The following is a 17,303-nucleotide window of genomic DNA, read 5'->3' on the forward strand; positions in this document are numbered from 1 at the left end:
GCAAGCCCGCTTCATGCGGGCTTGCTGTTGGCTCACACCTTGCGAGTATTGGGCAACAGAATCGTCAATATGCCGAACAACGGCAGGAACGAACACAGCCCGTACACGTATTCGATACCGCGAATGTCGGCCAGATGCCCCAGCAGCGCCGCGCCGATACCACCAAAGCCGAACATCAGCCCGAAGAACACACCCGCGATCATGCCGACGTTGCCAGGCACCAGCTCCTGGGCATACACGACAATGGCCGAGAACGCCGACGCCAGGATGAAACCGATGATGATGCTCAGCACCGTGGTCCAGAACAGGTCCACATAGGGCAGCGCCAGGGTGAACGGCGCCACGCCCAGGATCGAGAACCAGATCACTGCCTTGCGGCCGATCTTGTCGCCGATGGGGCCCCCGAAGAACGTGCCTGCCGCGACTGCGCCCAGGAACAGGAACAGATGCATCTGGGAGCTGGCGACCGACAGGTGGAATTTCTCGATCAGGTAGAAGGTGAAGTAGCTGGTGAAGCTGGCCATGTAGAAGTACTTGGAGAACACGAGCAGGCCAAGTACCACCAGTGCCCACGTGACCCGGCGCCGAGACAGGCCATGAGTGGCCTGGCCACCCTTCTTGGCCTTGAACAGGTTCAGGTGTTCCTTGTACCAGCGGCTCAGCCCCCAGGTCACGCCCAGGGCGAACAACGCGAAGATGCCGAACAGCGCCACGTTGCCCTGCCCGAACGGAATGATCAACGCCGCCGCCAGCAGCGGGCCGAAAGCCGAGCCGGCGTTGCCGCCTACCTGGAAGGTGGATTGCGCCAGCCCATAACGGCCACCGGAGGCCAGGCGGGCGATACGCGAGGTTTCCGGGTGGAAGGTCGAAGAGCCGATGCCTACCAGCGCCGACGCCAGCAGGATCATCGGGAAGCTGCCAACGAACGCCAGCATGACGATGCCCACCAGGGTGCAGATAGTGCCAAGGGGCAACAGGTTGGGCTTGGGATGACGGTCGGTGTAAAAACCCACCCACGGCTGCAACAGCGAGGCAGTGATCTGGAATGTCAGGGTAATCAGGCCAATCTGGGTGAAGCTCAGACCATAGTTGGCCTTGAGCATCGGGTAGATGGACGGCAGCACCGACTGGATCAGGTCATTGATCAGATGCGCCAGCGCGCAGGCGCCGATGATGCGCATCACCAGCGGACTGGTCTGGGGCGGCGCTGCGGTGGCCGCGGTAGCGCCAGGTTGAATGTGGGTGAGGGCCATGGAGCAGTCTTCCGGACAACAGGGAGGAACGCTGTTCAGCGTGCCGCATACGGGTGCACGGCCAGCGCAAGGATCCCTAATGTGCCATTTTTCCGTGCGCGATTGCTAACACTGAAACAAATTATGTCTGACCCAGGGGTGAGGCCCACGCTGTCGCACGCGCTGCGGCGGTGGCCTTTTGTGCGTTTTGGGCTAAGCTTTTGATCAGGCGTAAAAAAATTTCAAAAAGATGCTTGACGCATCTTCGTTCTGAGGGAATAATGCGCGCCATCTTGGCTACATAGCTCAGTTGGTTAGAGCATAGCATTCATAATGCTGGGGTCCGGGGTTCAAGTCCCTGTGTAGCCACCAAGTACGAAAAAGAGCTTACCGAAAGGTAGGCTCTTTTTTTTTGTGGCTCGAAAATCGAAGCCACCAGGCGCTTTCGGAAAATTCCTACCCTTCTTTCAGGCGTGGCCCCATGGCGCAACCTCCATCAGTGAGGCATGGTGCTCGCGCCCGGCCCTCAATGATCCCAGCTCATTGAGCCCCAGGGCCACAGACATCAACCCGCCGCAAAACCGTCACAATCCACTGCTAGCCTCGCCGCCAGAATTATTTTGTTGCACCTGACCAGGGATGCCGTAATGAGCGACAAGACCGACGAGATGAAAGACGCCAATACCCCCCAACTTCCCGACACCAGCCGCCGCCGCTTCCTGGGTGGCGTGGCGGTGCTGGGCGTCGGTGCCGCAGCGCTGAGCGGCTGCGGCAGCGCCAGTGACCAGCCCGGCAAACCGGACGAGCACCCGCTGTCGGCCACCGACCTGGACAAGGCGCTGGCCGACAATGTGAAGACCGTGGTGGTGATCTACGCCGAGAACCGCAGCTTCAACAACCTGTTCGGCAATTTCCCTGGGGTGGAAAAGCCTCTGTCGTCGCTCAAACCCGAGGACTACCAGCAGCGCGACCGCGACGGCAGCCTGCTCAAGACCTTGCCACCGGCCTGGGGCGGCACCCTGCAGATCGGTCCGCAGGCAGTGGATGGGGTGACCTACGCCGCAGGCGTGCAGTTCCAGGAAAACCTGCCCAACGCGCCGTTCGCGCTGAAGGGCCCGAACAAGGAAGACCTGCCGCTGGGCGTCATCACCCGCGACCTGTGGCACGTGTTCTATCAGAACCAGATGCAGATCAACGGTGGCAAGAACGACCAGTTCGTTGCCTGGGCCGACTCCGGCGGCCTGACCATGGGCTACTACGACCAGACGCAATATGCCCTGCGCCTGTGGGACGTGGCGCGGGAATTCGTGCTGTGCGACAACTTCTTTCAGGGTGCGTTTGGCGGCTCCTTCCTGAACCATCAGTACCTGATCAGTGCGACGGCGCCGTTCTACCCCAACGCCACCACCTCGGCGGCCAAGGAGCAGATCGCCACGCTGCAGAGCGATGACCCGCTAGACACACGCCTCAAGCCCCTCGACAAGACCCCAGCCAGTGCCATGACCGGCGCCCCGGCGTTCGGCCCCAGCGCCCTGACCCCGGACGGTTTCGCCGTGAACACCATGGCCCCGCCCTACTGGCCCACCTGGATCCGCGACCCCGAGCGCCCGGACTATTCCAAGCCGGACCTGCCCAGCGTACTGGTACCCCAGGGCCACGAACACATCGGCGACAAGCTGAGCAAGAAGAACATCGACTGGGCCTGGTATGCCGGCGCCTGGCAGGCCACCCTGGACGAGTTCAAGGACTCGGGTGGCATTCCCAAGATTCCTAACTTCCAGTACCACCATCAGCCGTTCAACTACTTCAAGCAGCAAGGCCCGGAAAACCCGGCCGAGCGCCAGAAGCGACTGCGCGACGGTGGCCTGGGTGATGAACCTGGCACCAACAGGTTCTTCGCCGATGCCGCGGCGGGCAAGCTGCCGGCGGTGACCTTCTACAAGCCCCAGGGCAACCTGAACATGCACGCCGGGTATGCCGATGTGGCCGCCGGGGACCGGCACATCGCCACGGCCCTCAAGGTGCTGCGCAGCAGCCCGCAGTGGAAGAACATGGTGGTGGTGGTGACCGTGGACGAGAACGGCGGCTGGTGGGACCATGTGGCGCCGCCCAAGGGCGACCGTTGGGGCCCTGGCACGCGGATCCCTGCCCTGGTGGTATCGCCGTTCGCCCGCAAGGGCACGGTAGACCACACGGTGTACGACACCGCATCGATCCTGCGGCTGATTACCCGGGTATTCAAGCTGGAGACCCTGGACGGCCTCAAGCAGCGTGACGACGCCATGGTGGCGCGTGGGCAGAAACCCATGGGTGACCTGACCAATGCCCTGAAATTCTGAACCGCGCCACAACTGCCGCAAAGCCGCGTCTGCCCCATGCGTTGTGCGTGATACTGGGGACTGAGACGCGGCCTGGCGGCCGCTGCTAGAGTCCGCACATCGCCCCCTACCCTGAACACCTGACATTAAACCAAAGCCGTAGGCTGCGTTCGCGCTTTTTCGGGGATACTGACTGGCCTGCGCCTTCCTTTGCTTTCACAGCCTTGGGGCGTCACTCGCGCGCCAGGATTCACCCGGCGCTTTATCACCCATGACATCCCACACGGAGGGCACTCATGAGCGCCACGGTCCTGGTACTGGTCGAAGCCGTCAACGACTACCTGCACATCCTTGAAGACAGCGGTTTCACCCTGATCCGCGCGCCAAGCCGCGAACTGCGCGCCGCCGCCATCCAGGAACATGGTGATAGCATCACTGCCGTGCTGACCCGGGGCCCGCTGGGCTTTTTCGCCGATGAGATGGCGGCCTTGCCGCACTTGAAGATCATCTGCGTGATCGGTGCCGGTTACGAGCAGGTTGACCTGGCGGCCGCTCACGCCGCCGGGATCACCGTGACCAATGGCGCAGGTGCCAACGCCTCGTCTGTGGCCGACCACGCCATGGCCCTGCTGCTGTCATTGGTGCGCGATATTCCCCAGGCCGATGCTTCGGTGCGCCGTGGCGAATGGCGCAAGCTCAGCCGGCCGACGCTGGAGGGCACGCGCCTGGGCATTCTCGGCCTTGGTGCTGTAGGCATGGCCATCGCCAAGCGTGGGGCGGGAGGCTTCGACATGTCCATCAGCTACCACAACCGTCGCCCGCGCACGGACGTGGACTACCACTACTGCGCCACGCCGGTGGAGCTGGCTGCCAGCTGCGATTACCTGATCATCGCCACGCCAGGCGGCGCCGGCACACGCCATGTGATCGACAAGACCGCCTTGCGAGCCTTGGGGCCCCACGGTTTTGTGATCAACATTGCCCGCGCCAGCGTGATCGCCACCGCTGATCTGATCGATGCCTTGCAGCAGGGCACCATCGCCGGTGCCGCCCTTGACGTATTCGATGACGAACCACAGGTGCCGGACGCCCTCAAGGCACTGCATAACGTGGTCTTGACCCCGCATGTGGCCGGGCTTTCGCCCCAGGCGTCGGAAGCGACCGTGAGCCTGGTGAACCAGAACCTGCTGGCCTTTTTCGCCGGCCAGCCGGTACTCACGCCCGTTCCCTATCCCTGAGCCTCACGCCTGGGGGTGCTGGTAACGGTACTCCTGGGTCACCCCAGCGTAACTGTAGGTTCCGGCCCGACAATCGATCAGGTGCACGTTGGAGTGCGAGTGCAGGTTGCCGATGCGTTCGGCCAGCAGTGCATAGGCCTCGCGCTGGAACCGCGCCTTCTGGTCCTTGGTGGTGGTCTCGTCGGTGACCGTCACTTGCAGGCGGAAGGCGTCCTTGCCTAGCTCGGCCAGGCTGCGGTTGTGGATAAACCACTGGGCCCGGGGCAGAAAATCGACGAGCACGGTAGTGCTCTGCTGCTGCTTGTCGAGTACTGCACAGGTCAGTTCGGTCAGCTCCCGCGCTAGCACGGGGACCAGGTCAGGTTTCGGTTCACCGGAAATCAACAGGGACAGGCCAGGCATGATGTCGCTCCTTCGTGGGTAGTGTGCAAGGCGATATTCAACCTTGTACAGCCATCGGAAAAGCGGGATATTCAGAAGGCATCCATCGGCAAAAGGCTGGGTAACCATGCTTCGCTTCGATCTTGACCTACTGCATACCCTCACCGTAGTGGCCGAAGTCGGCACCCTGTCGGCTGCCGCCGAACGCCTGCACCGCTCCCAATCAGCCGTCAGCGAACAGTTGCAGAAACTGGAGGCGTTCTGCGGGCAGCAGTTGTTCAGCCGCAGCAAGCGTGGCACCCGCCTGACACCGATGGGCGAACGCTTGCTGACCCATGCCCGGCAGTTGCTGGACCTCAATGAACAGGCGTTCCACGACATGCGCGGCACACGCCTGAGCGGTGACCTGCGCTTGCTGATTACCGACTATTTCCGGCCCAACGCCATAGCGCCGCTGCTCAAGCGCTTGGCCGACCGTTACCCCGGCCTGCGCCTGCACGTGACCATTCGCAAGAGTGCGCTGATAGAGGCCCAACCTGATGACTTCGACATCGGCCTGTACATGCAGATAGTGCTGGAGGACACACCCTCGCCAGCCGAGGGTGTTGAGCCTGTACGCAACGAAAAACTGCAGTGGGTGGTGGCCGAGCACTTGCTGCAAGACCGCCCCGCCACCCTGCCGCTGGTGATTCTGCCAGCCAGTTGCTCGCTGCAAGGGTTGGCCTTGAATATCCTCGAGCGCGCCCGCCAGCCTTACCTGGTGGCGCATTCGGCATCGGGCGTCGCTGGACTGCAATCGGCCCTCAGCGCCGGGCTGGGCGTGGCTTGCCTGAATGAGTCGTCGATCCCGCCCGGCGTGGTTCCGGTTCCGGCTCACTGGCAACTACCGGCGCTGCCTGGCGTTCAATTTCGTGCGCGGGTGAATGAACGCAGCGGCTCACTGGCCCGGGACGTCCTGGGTATGCTCAGGCCTCATCTGGTCTGAGGCCGGCGCCAGGCAATACGACGTCGTCGCGCGGTAGTCATCGCCCCAGGTGCGGTAGCCCGTCGTGTCCAGGTGTACGCGCCCGGACGGGTAACGGCTCAGCCCAAGGTTCCACTCACCGCCATGCTGCTTCCAGAAATCGCACAGGCGCTGCGGCTGGGCGCTGGCATCAGGAAAAGCCAGGTCCACGGCGAAGGCCTGGGTGTGGGCGCTATGGGCAGCGCCGCCCGCACAAGCGTTCAAACGCGCATTGCGGTAAGCGGAGACCACCTCGAACCGTGTCAGTACGCCCTGTTGGCGCAAGGCATCCAGCAGCCGCAATGTCGACTCCACTGCCGGCCAGTGGCTGGGCGGAGGCACCGCAAAGGGCTGGGCGTGACAAGATTGCCAGTCGCTGGCGCTGCGCAACAGCTGATAAAGCGGCACCACAGCGTCGACCTTGCGCTGCACCAGAAACCGCTCGAAGGCGGCGGTGTCGTGATGGCGAAACCACTGCACGAACTGCGCTTCATCGCGGTCATCAGCGGCGCCAACCGTTGGGCTGCCGAGTGCCAGCGCCACCCACAACGTTTTCATGATTGCATGCAAAATTTTTCCCCTCCAGCCATTCCCCGGCCACCTGCACTCGCGCACTATGCACCGGCCAACCCCGCGACCGGGGCGCCAACACTGACACGGAGTTATGCATGCAAAAAGCCTCAGCGCTCGCCACCGCCCTTGCCGCCCTGACCCTGGCTGGCACCGCCCACGCCGATATCCAGATCGACCTGGGCAGCGCCCAGCGCGTGACCCAGCTGTTCGCCTACCCCAACAACTGCAGCGTCATCTGCTACCGCAACTGGACGCTGGAGCAAACCGTGGAGCACTACCTGACCCAAAGCCTGCAGCGCGACGGTTATGCCCAGGCCAAGGTCACCGTGACCCGCGACAACCAGCAGGTATTCGCTACCCTGAGCGGTGTGCCGGACAACTACGACCAGCCCCTTACGCAACTGCTCAACGCCGGCGACCTGGCCTACAAGGGTGCCAGCCAACTCAATACCGACAACAAGTGGGCCTACAACTGGTCGCTGTTCCTGCCACTGGGCATGGCCCTGGAGAACCGCCGCAGCGTCGAACTGCTGCACTTCCCGCCGGACTATTCGCTGACCCAGTTCCAGGACTACTTGAACTCCAAGACCACCGACCGTTGGGCCACCTTGCTGACCGAGAACGGCGTGCCCGCCGAACAGACGCCCGGCTACCAGACCATCATAGACATCGCCCCGATCGCCGCACCTGCCACCGCGGGCAGCGACCTGGCCGGTGTGTACGATTACTTCAAGGACTACCAGACCACCATGGTCAAGGAAGTCAGCCAGAACCTGGCGGGGCAGACCTTGCCGATGGTGGCGTTCGGCGCACCGGTGCGCAACTGGATCAAGGCACAGTACGGCCAGAACGTGGCCGTGCTCGGGCTTGCGACCATCAGCCCCAACCCTGGCAAGAATGTCCCGGTACTGGGCGCGAACCACCCGAGCTATATCTGGTACGCGGCAGACCCTGCCAACCACGATGGCAATCAGCAGCAGGCCGACGAAGCCGGTTTGAAAGTGATGGGGCAGGACTTGAGCGCGGCCTGTTGGCAGGCGGGAATGGGCAGCAACCCGAAAGCGGACGCCCAGGCGACCTTGAGTGCCTGCACGCAGAAGTGGCAGGTGGCGCAGAAGGATCAGACCTGTGAGCTGTTCTACACCAGCGTGCGCGGCGATACCCCGGACAAGGCCAAGCAAGCGTGCGCAACGGCACCGGCCAACCGAGCGTTGAAAAGCCTGGCAGCACCAATGGCACTGCCGGACTCAAGCCTGTAGCTGTCTGTGGGGGAGCTACAGATCAAAGCGGGCGCAGACGGTATTGCGGCGGCAGCTGCTCAAAGCCGCTGATGTTGGCGCCCAGGCTCTTCCAGCGGCCGTCCTTGATGCCGTAGATGCAGCCATGCACCGACAGGCTCTGGCCGCGGTGCCAGGCGTTCTGGACGATGCTGGTGTGGGCAACGTTGGCCACCTGCTGGATCACGTTCAGTTCGCACAGCCGGTCGACCTGCTCTTCCTCGGTCGGCAGTTCGGCCAAGGCCAAACGGTGCTCGTAGTACAGGTCGCGGATCGAACGCAGCCAGCCGTCGATCAGGCCGAACTGGCGGTCCTGCATGGACGCTCGCACGCCGCCGCAGCCATAGTGGCCAGTGACCAGGATGTGTTTGACCTTGAGCACGTCCACGGCGTACTGGATCACCGACAGGCAGTTGAGGTCGGTGTGCAGCACCACGTTGGCAACGTTGCGGTGTACAAACAGATCGCCGGGCAGCATGCCGACGATTTCGTTGGCAGGTACCCGGGCATCGGAGCAGCCGATCCAGAGATACTCGGGGGTCTGCTGGCGGGCCAGCTTGGCGAAGAAGTCGGGATCCTTCTGCTTGATGCCTTCAGCCCAGCGGGCGTTGTTATCAATCAGTTCCTGTAGATCATTCATGTTCTAGCCTCGATATTGGTGCGCAAGCTATGACTGGCGCCGCGCCTGGCAGGTCACGCGCTTGCCGCGATGGCCGGTGCAAAACAGGCGGAATCTTCATGAAGGCCATGGGTCCACCCTATTAAGGCCCCAAACATGAGGAATTACCATGACCGAGTCACACCGCCCGATGCACGCTCCGCAACCAGCGCCCATCGATGACAACGAAGACCGCATGGGCTCCATGGAGGAGCTGCATCTGGACGAGGACGAGCCTACGGCAAAGATTGGTGATGAAATCACCCAGGCCGAGATCGATCAGGACCAGCCGCCCAGCCGAGTGCGCGAGGCTGGGATGACCGGTGCGTCGATGGACGACCACAACCCCACCGATGATGACATGAGCCCCGAAACGCTGATTGATGAAGATGGCGCGCGCTCGCCCCACGAAGTCGGTAGTGGCCAGCCGGCGGACCTGTCGCTGAGCATCGTCGATGAGGATGACATAGGCGGCGGCGATGGCCTGGACGAGGCTGAACTGGCGCAGTTGGACCCATTGGACGGTAAACCCGAACGCCGCTGAACATGCTGCTCCTGCGGGGACCGGCATTGCGCCTGATATACCGCAGCGACTGCTTCCCGAGCTGGCGCCCGGTCCCACAGGGTTGAATGCGGTGGCGATGGTTCTCCTGTGGGACCGGGCGAAGCTCGGGAAGGCTTCACCGCGTTGCGCCTGAAACACCACAGCGCCCGGCCCTGCGACGGGGCAGCCAGGCTATTCGAACAAGGTGCAGGCCATGACCAGGGCATCTTCGCGCCCACCCGCTACCGGGTAGTAATCGCGGCGTCGGCCAATTTCGTTGAAGCCGAAGCGCTCGTACAACCGGTAAGCCGAGCGATTGCTATCGCGCACTTCCAGAAAACACTCACGACCATTCATTTCGTAGGCACGGCTCATCAGCCGCTCCAGTAGCAGCAGCCCCAGCCCGCGCCCCTGGCTTTCCGGCTTGACGGTGATGTTGAGCAGATGCGCTTCGTCGATGATCACGTTGATCACCCCATGGCCCACCTGCTGCTCGCCTTCGAACATCAACCAGATCTCGTAAGACTTCAACCCGTCGAGGAAAATACCCCTCGTCCAAGGGTGACTGTAGGCGGCGTATTCGATTTTCAATACGGCTTCAAGGTCCGCCTCGGTCATCCGGCGGAAGGTCACGGCATCAGTCATTCTTCGGTTTCCAGCGCGCCATCAGTCGGCGCATGGCTTTCCAGACGTCCGCCTTGCGTTGCGGCTCGTCCATCAACAATTCCAGGCCGGGCAGGCACCAGGCGTCGCCCAGGCCCTCGACCTGCAACTCACGGTTGTAATCTTCGGCATTGGCCTCGCCGGCAAAACGCACGGCAGGCAGGCCCACCAGCCAAAGACAGGCGCAGGGAGCGTCTTCCAGGCGCGCCAGGACGAAGCCCTGGACGAAATCGCGGGCGGCCTCCGGCCCCTGGTCCAGGTTTCCCCTCGCCAGCAACGGCCAGCGCACCGGCTCGCCGATGATCTGCGGGGCGTCAGGCAGGCCGGCGGCACGCAGCATGTCCTTGAGCAGCAGGTAGGCGGGGTCACGGCTCTGGAACGGCTCGCCGGTGGGCAGCTCGACCAGGATCAGGCAGCTACCGGCGCGCAGCAGTTGCAGGGCAAAGCGCGGCGGCGGCGCCTGTACCACTTTCGGCGCCACGGGGGCCGCCTCGGGTTCGGGTGCCGGCTTGACGGCTGCCTTGGGCGTGGGCCGTGGCACTTCGATTTTCGGCCGTTCTGGCGCGCGCGCCGCCGGCACGGCGACACTGGCGCCGGCTGCTGGCTGGATGGCGGCCTGTGGCGGCGGCTCCACCGGGGTCGGCGGGGCCAGCAGTTCAGGGCGCGAGGGCGCGGCGAACGGCAATTCGGTACGCGGCAGCCATTGCACCACTTGCATGGCTGCCAGGTAAGCGCGGCGACTGGACTCGATTAACAAAGCGCGGCCATCTGTGGATAAGTTAAACGCCAATTCTACCGCCGTTCTGTGCGCCGTGCCGCAGTTGATCGCGACAAACCGCTGCCAAGTCGATCAGGGGCTCAATGATCGGGTGGCTGATGCAGTACAATCGCCCCTTTTATCTGGCAACGAGTCGGCCATCCAATGATCGAACCCAAGCGCGTCTTGCGCGCACTCGCCGAACACTGGGCATTGCTCGAACCGCTGTGTGCCCATTTCGACCAGGGCACCCTGAGCCTGAGCGAACTTCGCCAGCAGGTCGCTGCCCAGCAACTGGACAGCACGCCGCAGGACATCACTGCCGTGCTCGACGTGTGGATCCGCCTGGACATCCTGGTGCCGGTGGCCAAGAGCCCGAACCGCTTCGAGCTCAATGCCCAGATCCACGATTTCCTCGCTTACCTGCGTCGCGAGCACCGCCTGGGCCTGTGCCTTGAGATCGAAGCCTACCTGCGCCACCTGGAACGTCTGGCCGGGCACATTCAAGATGCCTTCGACATTCGCGACGGCAACGACCTGGCCCGCCAACTGCGCTTGCTGGATATGCGTATCCGCGACGTGCTGAAGAAACTCGACAACGACGAGCAGGCCCTGGTGGCCGTGGCGGAACGCGCCAAGACCAGCGACCGGCAGATTCCCCTGCGCCAGCGCTACGCTGAAGTGCTGGCCACCTGGGACGAGTATGTCGAGCCCATGATCCAGCTGGTGAACGCCGACGGTGCGTTCGAGCAAGGCGTGCGCAAGGTCGAAAACGTGCTGCTGCGCATGCTGACCGAGCAGCAGCGCCTGGGCCACATCGTGGATGACGACATGTTGCTGCGCACCCACGCACGCATCCTCGAAATGCAGACCCGCGCCCAACTGACCCTGCGCCATGCCCGCGAACTGCTGCTGCCGTTGCGCGAAGAAGCGCGCCGGCACAACGCCGTGACCCGTGGCGCCGCGCTGGCCCTGTCGGCCATTCGCCGAAAAGGCCTGGACGCGGTGCCGCAAGCAGCCATGCCGATGTTTACCCGCCCCCAGAGCACTTTCCTGGGCAGTGCCAGCCAGGTGGAAGCCTACGTCTACGCCCTGGCCCGTTTCGAAGCCAAGCCGGCGCAGTTCCCCAAGGCGCACAAGACCCGCCAGGGCGATGCTCCCAAGGCACCCCGCACGGTCAAGGAAATGCTCGACCGCTGCGAAGACGCCCTGCCCCTGCCCGACCTGATGACCTGGTTGCTGGAACAGGAACCCGATGGCGCTACCGATGAACTGCTGTACTGGTTCTCGCGCCTGTCCCGGGACAAACGCTTTGCCCGCGAGCGCCTGGAGCGCCGCGAGTACCACACCCTGGAGCACCGCGTGAGCCTGCGCTCCTTCGCCCTGCTTTCCAGCGCTGCCGCGGCCAAGGCCGCGCCGCTGGAACCCTCTGCGAGCACTGCACATGAATCTTGATCTGTCCGAAATGTCCCAGCTGGCGCCGATCTTCCGCGAGCTGTTCAAGGGCTTCCACATCAGCCGTCGGGACCCGGAGCTGTACGCGCAACTGTCCAACCTGCAGGACCAGTACCGCGGCCTGTTCCGCGCGCTGGGCTTTGACCTGGTATGCGACACCCGTGGCTTCTTCTACTTCGTGCCCGAGCAGGCTGCCGCCCAGGTCAACAAGACTGCCCAGCGCCTCTCGCTGTTCACTTTCATCCTGGTGGAACACCTGGCAGACCAGGGGCGCGACCCCATGGCCGTGCTGGACGGCGGCAGCATCGGCCGCGACGAACTGCCTTCGCTGCTGGAGAAATACCGCGACCTGTTCCTGCAGGCCGAAGTCCAGACGCCCGAAGAGCTGGAAGAGAAAATCATGCGCCGCATGACCCAGTTGGGCTTCGCCGGCGAAGAGAACGGCGTGTACCGCTTCCTGCCGCCCATGCACCGCTTCCTCGACGTGTGCCTGTCGGTGCAGCAGGACCGCAACCTGGCGGCCAGCCTGCACAGCGACCTGCCGTTGCCGACCCCGGTGCTGGTGGACGATGACGACATCGTGGTGATCGAAGACAACGACGAGTCGGAAGAAGAGGCCCTGGCACGCGCCATTGCCGAAGAACAGGAGATCGATGCATGAGCCAGGAACGCTATGGCATCCGCCGCTTCGCCCTGCTGAACACCGCGGGTTACAGCCTGGGCCTGTTCCCACTGGAAAACCCGCTATCGGTGTACGGCGCCAACAACCTGGGCAAGTCTGCCTCGATCAACGCCCTGCAGTTCCCGATTCTGGCCCGCATGTCGGACATGAGCTTCGGCAAGTACAGCCTGGAACAATCGCGGCGCTTCTACTTCGCCAGCGACACCAGCTACATCCTCTGCGAAGTCTCCCTGCCCCATGGCCCCCACGTCATCGGCGTGGTCGGCCGCGGCCCGGGCGGCGGTTTCGGCCACCAGTTCTTCGCCTACAAAGGCGAACTGGACCTGGCTCACTACCAGAAGAACGATACCTGCCTGCGGCAGAAAGAGCTGTTCACCAACCTTGAGCGCAATGGCCTGAAAGCCTACGAGCTCAAGCCTGATGAACTGCGACGCCTGCTGGTTGGCGGCCACACGTCGGTGCCCCTGGACCTGACGCTGATTCCGCTGCGCTCCACCAGTGAGCAGAGCCTGAAGACTTTCCGCGCCCTGTTCATCAATTTGCTGCACATGCGCGAGATCACCGCCGCCAAGCTCAAGCAACTGTTCCTCGATGCCTTCGAGCACAGCCTGCGCTCGGGCAGCGTCGACTACATCGCCGCCTGCGAAGAAGCCTTCCGCGACGTGCGCCGCATGGAACAGGACTACAACTCACTGGTATCGGCCGGCCCACTGGTGGAGGCCCTGGCCAACGGGGTTCGCCAGCGCGATATCCTGCGCGGCAAGCTGCACCGTATTTCGCCGGTCCTCGACTCGTTGCTCGGCACCTGGCAGGACTATTCCGGCGCGCGCAAGGAAGAGCTGGTGATCCAGGCCGAGCACTATCGCAAGGAACAGGACGCCCTGCAGAACAACCAGCGCGGCGGTACCCAGGAGCTGATGCGCCTGGAGCGCGAGATTACCGGTGTGCAACGCTGGCTGGGCGAGCTGTCGGTGCTCAAGCATCGCTTTGCTCTGGTCAACGACGTGAAAACCCTGGAACAGCAATTGCTGGCCGCCAAGGATGCCCACGATGAACTCGCCGGTGCCCTGGCTCAGTCGCGCCAGTTCAGTGCCGAAGACCTGGAAGAACGCCTGCGCGACCTGGAAAAACGCCTCAAGTCGGTAAAGCAGCAACTCGACCACGCCGACAACAACAGCTATGCCCGCCTGCGCGAAGAGTTCTCGCAACAGGACGTTGAACGCCTGATGCGCCTGTTCAACAGTGCATTGTTCAGCTTGCCCTTGGGCGAGCAAGGCATTGCCCTGGATGACAGCGATGCGTGGGTAAAATCCCTGGAGGCCATTCTGGATAGCTTCAAGGGCGAGCGCTTCGAGGTACCGGGCATTTCCATCGACCTGTCGCACATCGACCCGCCGGCCTTGCAGGCGCTGGCCGACCGCGCCGCATTGCGCGAGCAGAAGGAGCGCCTGGAGAAAGAGCTCAAGCAGCTCAAGACCCAACAGGCGGTGGCCTCCGACCGTGCAGCCAGCAAAGAGCAGACCGAAACCCTGTACCAACAGGTGCTCGATGCCCAGAAAGCCCTGGAAGACTTCCGCCGCACCCAGACCCTGAGCGCCGAGGAAGGCGACAAGCTGGACCAGCTTGCGCAAATGGAAGCCGCCCAGGATGAACTCAAGCGTTCCAGCGATGCCTTTACCGAGCGTGTTCAGCAACTGTCGGCCAAGCTGCAACTGGTAGGCCGACAGATCGCCGACATGGAAGCCAAGCAACGCACCCTGGATGACGCCCTGCGCCGTCGCCAACTGCTACCCGCCGACCTGCCCTTCGGCACGCCGTTCATGGAGGCGGTGGACGATTCCATGGACAACCTGCTGCCGCTGCTCAACGACTACCAGGACAGCTGGCAAGGCCTGCAGCGCGTCGACGGCCAGATCGATGCGCTGTATGCCCAGGTACGCCTCAAGGGGGTGGCCAAGTTCGACAGCGAAGACGACATGGAGCGCCGCCTGCAACTGCTGATCAACGCTTACGACCACCGCACCGACGAAGCCCTGACCCTGGCCAAGGCACGCCGTGCCGCGGTCACCGACATCGCCCGTACCCTGCGCAATATCCGCAGCGACTACGACAGCCTCGAACACCAGCTGGCGCTGTTCAACCGCGAGATCAACAAGCGTCAGGTCTCCAACCTGCAGAGCTTCCGTATCGTGCTGGCACCGAACAAGGAAGCGCTCAAGCACATCGACCAGATCATCCACAGCGCCGGCCAGTACGAAGAAGGCGAAACCCTGTCCGTGTTCGACCTCAGCCAGAGTGCCGAGCAAGACAACAAGAACGAAGAGGCCAAGGAATACCTGGCACGCCTGGTGGCCGCCAACCATAACCAGCTGGGCCTCAAGGACCTGTTCGAGCTGGCGTTCGAGATCACCAAGGTCAATGGCCAGCCGATTATCCACACCGACATCGACGGTGCGGCGTCCAACGGCACTACCATGACCATCAAGGCGCTGACCAACATGTACTTGTTGCTGCACTTGATGGACCGTGACCTGGCCGGGCGTATTCGCCTGCCGTACTACCTGGACGAAGCGGCGGACATCGACGAACGCAACCAGTCAGCGCTGCTGGAAACCAGCCAGCAATTGGGTTTCGTACCGATTCTGGCGAGCGTGAAGCCGCAGGTGTCGGCGCATGTGGCCATCGACCTGGAAGGGGGTAGTGGGCCTGCCGGCATCTACATTGATGAGTCGGACTGGAAGTACATCCGTCGTCATGAGGTGGTGAAGGCAGTGGTGGCAGATGATGAGGCTGAAGAAGTAACTGCGTGAAAGGGCGCCCCTTGAAATAGCCTTTCGGTTACTTCAAGGGGCGCTTTTGACACTAGTGTTTGTCAGGGAGCAAGCTTGATTTTATCAAAGAACGACTCGCCTTCATGATCCATATCGAGCAGTAACGACAGCTTTACTGGCTCGCCACGGTTCAGGTTCAAGTGAACCTTCTCGCCCTCTTTTACGCCTTTCACAGTCCGTCCGCGACCGTCCTTCAATACGATATCAACCTGCGATCCTTTCTTGAACGCTTTCGGGTCTACCCCGAGGCTCCATATCGTCTGGCCCAGCACCGCGGTGTCCAAGTCAACAAATCGTACCCAACCGTCGACGTCGGCTACCAGTGCTGTGTCTTGCAACCTTTGAACCCGTTGATCCCCGGTGATCTCATAGTAGTAATCCCCGTCGGCAGATCCGCAGGTGAGCCGGACCATTGCGCTATTGGCCCCATTGCTGTTACCTGATCCAACAAGATGGCCCGGCGCAATCGATGATGCATCCATCACGGCCATCGTGGTGTTGCTGCTGCTGTCCGGGTGCCACTGAATCAATGCGTTGAAGCTGAATTCGGGATGCTCGGTGAATACCATTTCAATTTCTCCTGATGTGGTTTAAAGCATCCACACGATAGCGCCCGCGCTGATCCATGTTCAGCGGGAATAACATCGTGCATTGGAGGTTTTCCTGGTACAACTCGGTGCCTGGGCTTCAAACGGTTTGCCTGACAGCGCATGGCGTCTGGGACGCGGCCAAGGCGCGTCAGCCGTCAGCGTTCGGCGAACTCACTTGGCAACTGAGCGCGCCCTAAGGTTATGCATAACAAGTCTTATACCTATCCAAGCCGTTCTCATATGCTTGCGACTCGGGAAATATGCCAACTGAAAGCGCTGGGATCTGTTCGCAATGCGAAGTACGGGATGCCAGACGGAGGCTACGTTGATTCAAGCTTTTATGGTTGATGTGGATGGTGTCGTCGTTGATGGTCGCCCCTCCGACGGTGAGGGCTGGGCTTCATCTCTTGAGGAAGATCTCGGGCTAGCAAGCTCAGATCTCCACAAGGCGCTCTTCGAGCCTTACTGGGATGCTATAGTTACAGGCAAGTTATGCCTAGAGGAGAGGCTTGAGTCAGTGCTGGCAGACATTGCTCCGAAACTTTCTCGGCATAGATTATTGAGTTATTGGTTTGAAAACGATGCTCGGCTCAACCTTGGGTTGCTGTCGGATCTGGCCCGTCATCGTCGTCGTGGTGTGAAAGTATTTCTCGCGTCTAATCAAGAACACCTACGCGCAAATTTTTTAATGAAATCGCTTGGTCTGGAGCACTACTGCGATGGCATCTTTTACTCGGCGGCGCTGTCTTGCCGAAAGCCAAGCCTTGATTTTTATAAAAAAATTACCGGACTGTCCGGATTTCTACCGGAAGAGTTACTCTTGATAGATGATACTCAAGCTAATGTTCAAGCCGCACGTGAGTCAGGGTGGAACGCTATTTATTGGATGAAGTCTAGCGACCTTGAAGCGCAGATTAGTGATCTACAAGTAATAGGCAAAGACACACAATGCCCCTCCACGGTATAGCGTGTTGAATAGAGACTGCTCTTAGCAACCTGGCTGTCGGGTAGCTAAGCAGGCGCCCAGCTATGTGGTAGCAGTCGCTCGATCTCGCTGGCCCGCTGCGTCCGCTTACCGTCAGCCGCATCGGCGAACGTCAG

At 62.0% G+C, this 17,303-nt stretch carries 16 protein-coding genes and 1 tRNA gene; 10 read left to right on the plus strand and 7 right to left on the minus strand.

The features are described 5' to 3' along the window. Positions 1-32 precede the first annotated feature (32 nt). Positions 33-1,253 (minus strand): MFS transporter, encoded by a 1,221-nt coding sequence (locus QBK88_RS27400; protein WP_277964509.1) that lies wholly within the window; start codon positions 1,251-1,253, stop codon positions 33-35. 274 nt (positions 1,254-1,527) lie between these two features. On the opposite strand from QBK88_RS27400, the gene QBK88_RS27405 reads away from it, so the two are divergent. The 3 genes from QBK88_RS27405 (at position 1,528) to QBK88_RS27415 (ending at position 4,788) form a co-directional block, all read left to right on the plus strand. After that, a tRNA-Met gene (locus QBK88_RS27405) sits at positions 1,528-1,604 on the plus strand. Between the two features lie 275 nt (positions 1,605-1,879). Further along, positions 1,880-3,571, plus strand: coding sequence for an acid phosphatase (acpA, locus tag QBK88_RS27410; RefSeq protein WP_277964510.1), 1,692 nt, complete (start codon positions 1,880-1,882; stop codon positions 3,569-3,571). Positions 3,572-3,846: 275 nt separating this feature from the next. Beyond that, on the plus strand, positions 3,847-4,788 hold the full coding sequence (locus QBK88_RS27415) for a 2-hydroxyacid dehydrogenase (RefSeq protein ID WP_277964511.1): 942 nt from the start codon (positions 3,847-3,849) through the stop codon (positions 4,786-4,788). 3 nt (positions 4,789-4,791) lie between these two features. On the opposite strand, the gene QBK88_RS27420 is transcribed toward QBK88_RS27415, so the two are convergent. After that, a complete protein-coding gene (locus QBK88_RS27420) occupies positions 4,792-5,190 on the minus strand; it encodes a tautomerase family protein (RefSeq protein ID WP_268145561.1) in 399 nt (132 codons plus the stop codon). 106 nt (positions 5,191-5,296) lie between these two features. Here QBK88_RS27420 and QBK88_RS27425 point away from each other — a divergent pair, with 106 nt between their 5' ends. Then, the gene (locus QBK88_RS27425; protein ID WP_277964512.1) at positions 5,297-6,154 is read left to right on the plus strand and encodes a LysR family transcriptional regulator; all 858 of its coding nucleotides are present in this window, start codon (positions 5,297-5,299) and stop codon (positions 6,152-6,154) included. On the opposite strand, the gene QBK88_RS27430 is transcribed toward QBK88_RS27425, so the two are convergent. Beyond that, positions 6,107-6,730, minus strand: coding sequence for a D-Ala-D-Ala carboxypeptidase family metallohydrolase (locus QBK88_RS27430; RefSeq protein ID WP_277964513.1), 624 nt, complete (start codon positions 6,728-6,730; stop codon positions 6,107-6,109). The two genes, QBK88_RS27425 and QBK88_RS27430, sit on opposite strands and share 48 nt — an antisense overlap. Positions 6,731-6,840: 110 nt before the next feature. Between QBK88_RS27430 and QBK88_RS27435 the strand changes: the two genes are divergently transcribed. Beyond that, the gene (locus QBK88_RS27435; protein WP_277964514.1) at positions 6,841-8,004 is read left to right on the plus strand and encodes a hypothetical protein; all 1,164 of its coding nucleotides are present in this window, start codon (positions 6,841-6,843) and stop codon (positions 8,002-8,004) included. A 22-nt stretch (positions 8,005-8,026) separates the two neighbouring features. On the opposite strand, the gene can is transcribed toward QBK88_RS27435, so the two are convergent. Further along, complete coding sequence (gene can, locus QBK88_RS27440; protein WP_268145566.1) at positions 8,027-8,662, minus strand: carbonate dehydratase; 636 nt, start codon at positions 8,660-8,662, stop codon at positions 8,027-8,029. Positions 8,663-8,810: 148 nt separating this feature from the next. On the opposite strand from can, the gene QBK88_RS27445 reads away from it, so the two are divergent. Beyond that, a complete protein-coding gene (locus tag QBK88_RS27445; protein WP_277964515.1) occupies positions 8,811-9,224 on the plus strand; it encodes a serine kinase/phosphatase in 414 nt (137 codons plus the stop codon). 192 nt (positions 9,225-9,416) lie between these two features. Here the strand turns inward: QBK88_RS27445 and rimI are convergent, their stop codons facing one another. Beyond that, on the minus strand, positions 9,417-9,869 hold the full coding sequence (gene rimI, locus QBK88_RS27450) for a ribosomal protein S18-alanine N-acetyltransferase (RefSeq protein WP_277964516.1): 453 nt from the start codon (positions 9,867-9,869) through the stop codon (positions 9,417-9,419). Further along, positions 9,862-10,644 carry an energy transducer TonB gene (locus QBK88_RS27455; RefSeq protein ID WP_277964517.1) on the minus strand — a complete coding sequence of 261 codons (783 nt, stop codon included), beginning with the start codon at positions 10,642-10,644 and terminating at the stop codon, positions 9,862-9,864. The genes rimI and QBK88_RS27455 overlap by 8 nt, the downstream gene beginning before the upstream one ends. A gap of 165 nt (positions 10,645-10,809) precedes the next feature. On the opposite strand from QBK88_RS27455, the gene mksB reads away from it, so the two are divergent. The 3 genes from mksB to mksF are packed head-to-tail and all read left to right on the plus strand — an operon-like array spanning position 10,810 to position 15,591. Beyond that, positions 10,810-12,099, plus strand: a complete 1,290-nt coding sequence (gene mksB, locus QBK88_RS27460) for an Mks condensin complex protein MksB (RefSeq protein ID WP_277964518.1) — start codon at positions 10,810-10,812, stop codon at positions 12,097-12,099. Beyond that, positions 12,089-12,760, plus strand: coding sequence for an Mks condensin complex protein MksE (mksE, locus tag QBK88_RS27465; RefSeq protein ID WP_158154016.1), 672 nt, complete (start codon positions 12,089-12,091; stop codon positions 12,758-12,760). The genes mksB and mksE overlap by 11 nt, the downstream gene beginning before the upstream one ends. Beyond that, a complete protein-coding gene (gene mksF, locus QBK88_RS27470; protein WP_277964519.1) occupies positions 12,757-15,591 on the plus strand; it encodes an Mks condensin complex protein MksF in 2,835 nt (944 codons plus the stop codon). The genes mksE and mksF overlap by 4 nt, the downstream gene beginning before the upstream one ends. Positions 15,592-15,653: 62 nt before the next feature. Here the strand turns inward: mksF and QBK88_RS27475 are convergent, their stop codons facing one another. Then, the gene (locus tag QBK88_RS27475; protein ID WP_277964520.1) at positions 15,654-16,181 is read right to left on the minus strand and encodes a hypothetical protein; all 528 of its coding nucleotides are present in this window, start codon (positions 16,179-16,181) and stop codon (positions 15,654-15,656) included. Between the two features lie 346 nt (positions 16,182-16,527). On the opposite strand from QBK88_RS27475, the gene QBK88_RS27480 reads away from it, so the two are divergent. Further along, positions 16,528-17,169: an HAD-IA family hydrolase gene (locus QBK88_RS27480; protein ID WP_277964521.1), complete on the plus strand. Its 642-nt coding sequence runs from the start codon at positions 16,528-16,530 to the stop codon at positions 17,167-17,169. Positions 17,170-17,303: the final 134 nt, after the last annotated feature.

Source organism: Pseudomonas sp. RIT-To-2 (assembly GCF_029623465.1).
In the GTDB taxonomy this organism is placed as follows: Bacteria; Pseudomonadota; Gammaproteobacteria; order Pseudomonadales; family Pseudomonadaceae; genus Aquipseudomonas; species Aquipseudomonas silvicola.